The sequence below is a fragment of the Streptomyces sp. NTH33 genome (assembly GCF_003236365.1).
Classification (GTDB): domain Bacteria; phylum Actinomycetota; class Actinomycetes; order Streptomycetales; family Streptomycetaceae; genus Streptomyces.
In genome coordinates this window covers 1-4486 of sequence record NZ_POTZ01000521.1, presented here as the reverse complement: position 1 = coordinate 4486, position 4486 = coordinate 1, and the positions used below count along the sequence as shown (strand labels likewise).

The 4486-nt window shown below is 68.8% G+C and carries 6 protein-coding genes; 1 reads left to right on the top strand and 5 read right to left on the bottom strand.

Going from position 1 to position 4486, the window contains the following annotated elements; all coding sequences use genetic code 11:
• The first annotated feature begins 26 nt into the window (after positions 1–26).
• Positions 27–287 (top strand): TM2 domain-containing protein, encoded by a 261-nt coding sequence (locus C1I97_RS32015; protein WP_111006555.1) that lies wholly within the window; start codon positions 27–29, stop codon positions 285–287.
• 94 nt (positions 288–381) lie between these two features.
• On the opposite strand, the gene C1I97_RS32010 is transcribed toward C1I97_RS32015, so the two are convergent.
• The 5 genes from C1I97_RS32010 to C1I97_RS31990 all read right to left on the bottom strand — a co-directional run.
• Complete coding sequence (locus C1I97_RS32010) at positions 382–1143, bottom strand: succinate dehydrogenase iron-sulfur subunit (protein WP_111006554.1); 762 nt, start codon at positions 1141–1143, stop codon at positions 382–384.
• Complete coding sequence (gene sdhA / locus C1I97_RS32005; protein WP_111006553.1) at positions 1143–2897, bottom strand: succinate dehydrogenase flavoprotein subunit; 1755 nt, start codon at positions 2895–2897, stop codon at positions 1143–1145. Before sdhA ends, C1I97_RS32010 begins: the two co-directional genes overlap by 1 nt.
• Positions 2898–2921: 24 nt before the next feature.
• A complete protein-coding gene (locus tag C1I97_RS32000; RefSeq protein ID WP_111006556.1) occupies positions 2922–3404 on the bottom strand; it encodes a succinate dehydrogenase hydrophobic membrane anchor subunit in 483 nt (160 codons plus the stop codon).
• Between the two features lie 5 nt (positions 3405–3409).
• On the bottom strand, positions 3410–3790 hold the full coding sequence (gene sdhC / locus C1I97_RS31995; protein ID WP_111006552.1) for a succinate dehydrogenase, cytochrome b556 subunit: 381 nt from the start codon (positions 3788–3790) through the stop codon (positions 3410–3412).
• Between the two features lie 236 nt (positions 3791–4026).
• On the bottom strand, positions 4027–4486 hold a 460-nt coding region (locus C1I97_RS31990; RefSeq protein ID WP_111006551.1), incomplete at its 5' end, for a 2-oxo-4-hydroxy-4-carboxy-5-ureidoimidazoline decarboxylase.

Below are 4486 nucleotides of genomic sequence, written 5' to 3'. Positions count from 1 at the left end.
AGATGTGTATAAGCGACAGCCCCGGGATGATGGCGGACCCCAACGCCCCGTACGGCTACGACCCGCAGGGTCGCCCGTACTCCGACAAGTCGAAGATCGTCGCGGGTATCCTCCAGCTCTTCCTCGGATACCTCGGCATCGGACGCTTCTACGTCGGCTCCGTGGGCGTGGGCATCGCCCAGCTCCTCACCTGCGGCGGTCTCGGTTTCTGGGCCCTGATCGACGGCATCATCTTCCTCACCAGCAACGACCGCACCGACGCGCAGGGCCGGGTCCTGCGCGGCTGACGCCCCCACGCCGCCGGCGCACGGCCGGCCGGCGACACGCCGAGGGCCCCGTTCCGTCCGGAACGGGGCCCTCGGCGTCGTGTGCGGCGCGGTGTCAGAAGCGGCGCGTGATCAGCGCCCGCTTCACCTCCGCGATCGCCTTCGTCACCTCGATGCCGCGGGGGCAGGCGTCGGTGCAGTTGAAGGTGGTGCGGCAGCGCCAGACGCCGTCCTTGTCGTTGAGGATCTCCAGGCGCTGCTCGCCGGCCTCGTCACGGCTGTCGAAGATGAACCGGTGGGCGTTGACGATGGCCGCCGGGCCGAAGTACTGGCCGTCGTTCCAGAACACCGGGCAGGACGAGGTGCAGGCCGCGCACAGGATGCACTTCGTGGTGTCGTCGAAGCGGGCGCGGTCCTCCGCGGACTGCAGGCGCTCCCGGGTGGGCTCGTTCGTCTCCTTCGTGATGAGGAAGGGCATGACGTCCCGGTAGGCCTGGAAGAACGGCTCCATGTCCACGACCAGGTCCTTCAGGACCGTGAGGCCCTTGATGGGCTCGACCGTGATCGGCTTCTCGGGGTTGATGTCCTTGATCAGCGTCTTGCAGGCCAGACGGTTCCTGCCGTTGATCCGCATGGCGTCCGAGCCGCAGATGCCGTGCGCGCAGGAGCGACGGAAGGTCAGCGTGCCGTCGAGGTCCCACTTGATCTTGTGCAGGCCGTCGAGGACGCGCTCCTTGGGGTCGATCTCCAGCTGGAAGTCTTCCCAGGTCGCCTCCGCCGAGACCTCCGGGTTGAACCGGCGGACGCGGAAGGTGACGGTGATGTAGGGGGAGGCGGCGGACTGCGCCTCCACCTTGTCCAGAACGGGGGTTGCCATCAGTACTTACGCTCCATCGGCTGGTAGCGGGTCTGGACGACCGGCTTGTAGTCGAGACGGACGGTTTCGGACCCGTCGGCGCCGACCTCGCGGTACGCCATGGTGTGGCGCATGAAGTTGACGTCGTCGCGGCTGGGGTAGTCCTCGCGGTAGTGACCGCCGCGGGACTCCTTGCGGGCCAGGGCGGAGACCGCCATGACCTCGGCCAGGTCCAGCAGGTTGCCCAGCTCGACGGCCTCCAGCAGGTCCGTGTTGAACCGCTTGCCCTTGTCCTGGATCGCCACGTTCTTGTAGCGCTCCCGGAGCTCGGCGATCTTCTCGACGGCCGTCTTGATCGTCTGCTCGGTGCGGAACACCATGACGTTGGCGTCCATGGCCTCCTGCAGCTCACGGCGGAGCTCGGCCACCCGCTCGTTGCCGGTGGAGGTCCGCAGCCGCTCGATCTGCTCGACGACGAAGGACTCCGGGTTCTCCGGCAGCTCGACGAAGTCGGCCTTCGCGGAGTACTCCGCCGCCGCGATGCCCGCCCGCTTGCCGAACACGTTGATGTCCAGCAGCGAGTTGGTGCCCAGCCGGTTGGCGCCGTGCACGGACACGCAGGCGACCTCGCCGGCCGCGTACAGGCCCGGCACGACCGTGGTGTTGTCCGCGAGCACCTCGCCCTGGACGTTGGTCGGGATGCCGCCCATCGCGTAGTGCGCGGTCGGCTGGATCGGGATCGGGTCCGTGTAGGGCTCGATGCCGAGGTACGTCCGCGCGAACTCGGTGATGTCCGGCAGCTTGGCGTCCAGCTGCTCCGGCGGCAGGTGGGTCAGGTCCAGGTAGACGTGGTCGCCCTCGGGACCGCAGCCGCGGCCCTCGCGGATCTCCGTGTAGATCGAGCGGGAGACGACGTCGCGGGAGGCCAGGTCCTTCATGACGGGCGCGTACTTCTCCATGAAGCGCTCGCCGTCCTTGTTGCGCAGGATGCCGCCCTCGCCGCGGGCGCCCTCGGTGAGCAGGATGCCCATGCGCCAGATGCCGGTCGGGTGGAACTGGAAGAACTCCATGTCCTCCAGCGGCAGCCCGCGCCGGTACACGGCCGCCTGGCCGTCACCGGTCAGGGTGTGCGCGTTCGACGTCACCTTGAAGAACTTGCCGCAGCCGCCGGAGGCGTAGATCACGGCCTTCGCCTGGAAGAGGTGGATCTCGCCGGTCGCCAGCTCGTACGCCACCACGCCGGCCGACTTCCTGACGCCGTCGACCTCGGTGATCAGCTGGTCCAGGACGTAGAACTCGTTGAAGAACTCCACGCCCTCCTTGACGCAGTTCTGGTACAGCGTCTGGAGGATCATGTGGCCGGTGCGGTCGGCCGCGTAGCAGGAGCGGCGGACCGGGGCCTCGCCGTGGTTGCGGGAGTGCCCGCCGAAGCGGCGCTGGTCGATCGTCCCGTCGGGCGTCCGGTTGAACGGCAGGCCCATCTTCTCCAGGTCGAGGACGGAGTCGATGGCCTCCTTCGCCAGGATCTCGGCGGCGTCCTGGTCGACCAGGTAGTCACCGCCCTTGACCGTGTCGAAGGTGTGCCACTCCCAGTTGTCCTCCTCCACGTTGGCCAGCGCGGCGGCCATGCCGCCCTGCGCGGCGCCCGTGTGGGAACGCGTGGGGTAGAGCTTGGTCAGGACTGCGGTGCGGCTGCGCTTGGTCGCCTCGATGGCGGCACGCATACCGGCGCCACCGGCGCCGACGATGACGGTGTCGTACTTGTGGATCTTCATCAGGAAATACCTCGGTCCCGGGGCCTAGCGGATGTTCGGGTCGAAGGTGAAGATCACCAGCGTGCCCAGCAGGATGGTCCACACCGTGGCGGTGTAGAGCAGGCCCTTCAGCCACAGTCGCGTGTTCGCGCGTTCGGCGTAGTCGTTGATGACCGTGCGCAGGCCGTTGCAGCCGTGCAGCATCGCCAGCCACAGCATGAGCAGGTCCCAGACCTGCCACCAGGGCGAGGCCCAGCGGCCCGCCACGAAGGCGAAGCCGATCTTGGAGACGCCGCCGTCCAGGACGAGCTGGATCAGCAGGTGGCCGATGACGAGGACGACCAGGACGATGCCGGACAGCCGCATGAACAGCCAGCCGTACATCTCGAAGTTGCCCCGGGTCGACCGCGGGGTCTTCTTGGTGCGCTGGCGCGGGGCCTCGATGACGGGGGCGGGGTTGTCGACGCTGTAGCCGGAGCCGGCCTCGACGGGGCCGATGCCGGTTGCGGTGGTTTCAGAGGTGGACATGTGCGTCAGCTCCCCCACAGTACTCGTGCGGCGTGGCCGAGGACGGGGTAGATCGCCCCGATCATCAGCACGACCCAGATGCCGGCCACGGTCCAGAGCATCTGCTTCTGGTAGCGGGCGCCCTTGGCCCAGAAGTCGACGGCGATGACGCGCAGGCCGTTGAGCGCGTGGAAGAGGATGGCGGCGACCAGACCGTACTCGAGCACGGCGACGATCGGCGTCTTGTAGGTGGCCACGACCGTGTCGTAGGCCTCGGGAGACACGCGGACGAGCGCGGTGTCCAACACGTGAACGAACAGGAAGAAGAAAATGAGGACGCCGGTGACTCGGTGAGCCACCCAGGACCACATTCCTTCCCGGCCGCGGTACAGCGTTCCAGCCGGCACGGAAGAACCCTCCGGGAGCGGGGACTAGGGCCGCGCCGGCTTCACTGTCGGTCGGGCCCGGCCGGGTACGGTCCACCGGCCCTCAGCATCGTAACCAGCCGGTGCGGCGAGGTTCGCAGGGGGGTCCGCCCACGTGATCGAACCTGTGCTCAAAGCTGCACGGACGGGTGAGCGGGGGCGGCTGCCGGGCCGGGGGTTCGTGCGGTCCGCCGGGTGTGGGTCAGTCCGGGTGCGGGTCAGTGGTGGCTGCCCGCTCCCCCGAGTTCTCGGCTCCGCTCGAACAGGGGGGACTCCCCTCGCGGCGCAGCCGCCGACCGATGCGGCCCCGCGCCCCTCAGGACGCGTCCCAGACGTCCTCTTGCCAGGTGCCGGAGTTCCTCCGCCGTGACGGCCCGCTCCTCCTCCGGGTCGTTCGTCAGTCGTGATCGGATGGCTGCCAGTACCCAGTCCAGGGACTCGGCCGGCGCGGTGCCGTCCAGGCAGATGACGAAGCTGTGGCCGAATCGGGCCTCGTAGGCGGCGTAGGCGGCGCTCAGGGCCGTGGAGGCGGCCGCGTACGTGCTCCCGGGGAGCGAGGGCAGAGGCTCCGCCGCCAGCGCCTCCGCCACGTCCGACGGGCTCAGGTCGTACGTCGCCTCGTCCGCCGCGGCCAGGAGGGACGGCAGGTTCGGGTAGGGGCGGTGGACGGTGAGGCGG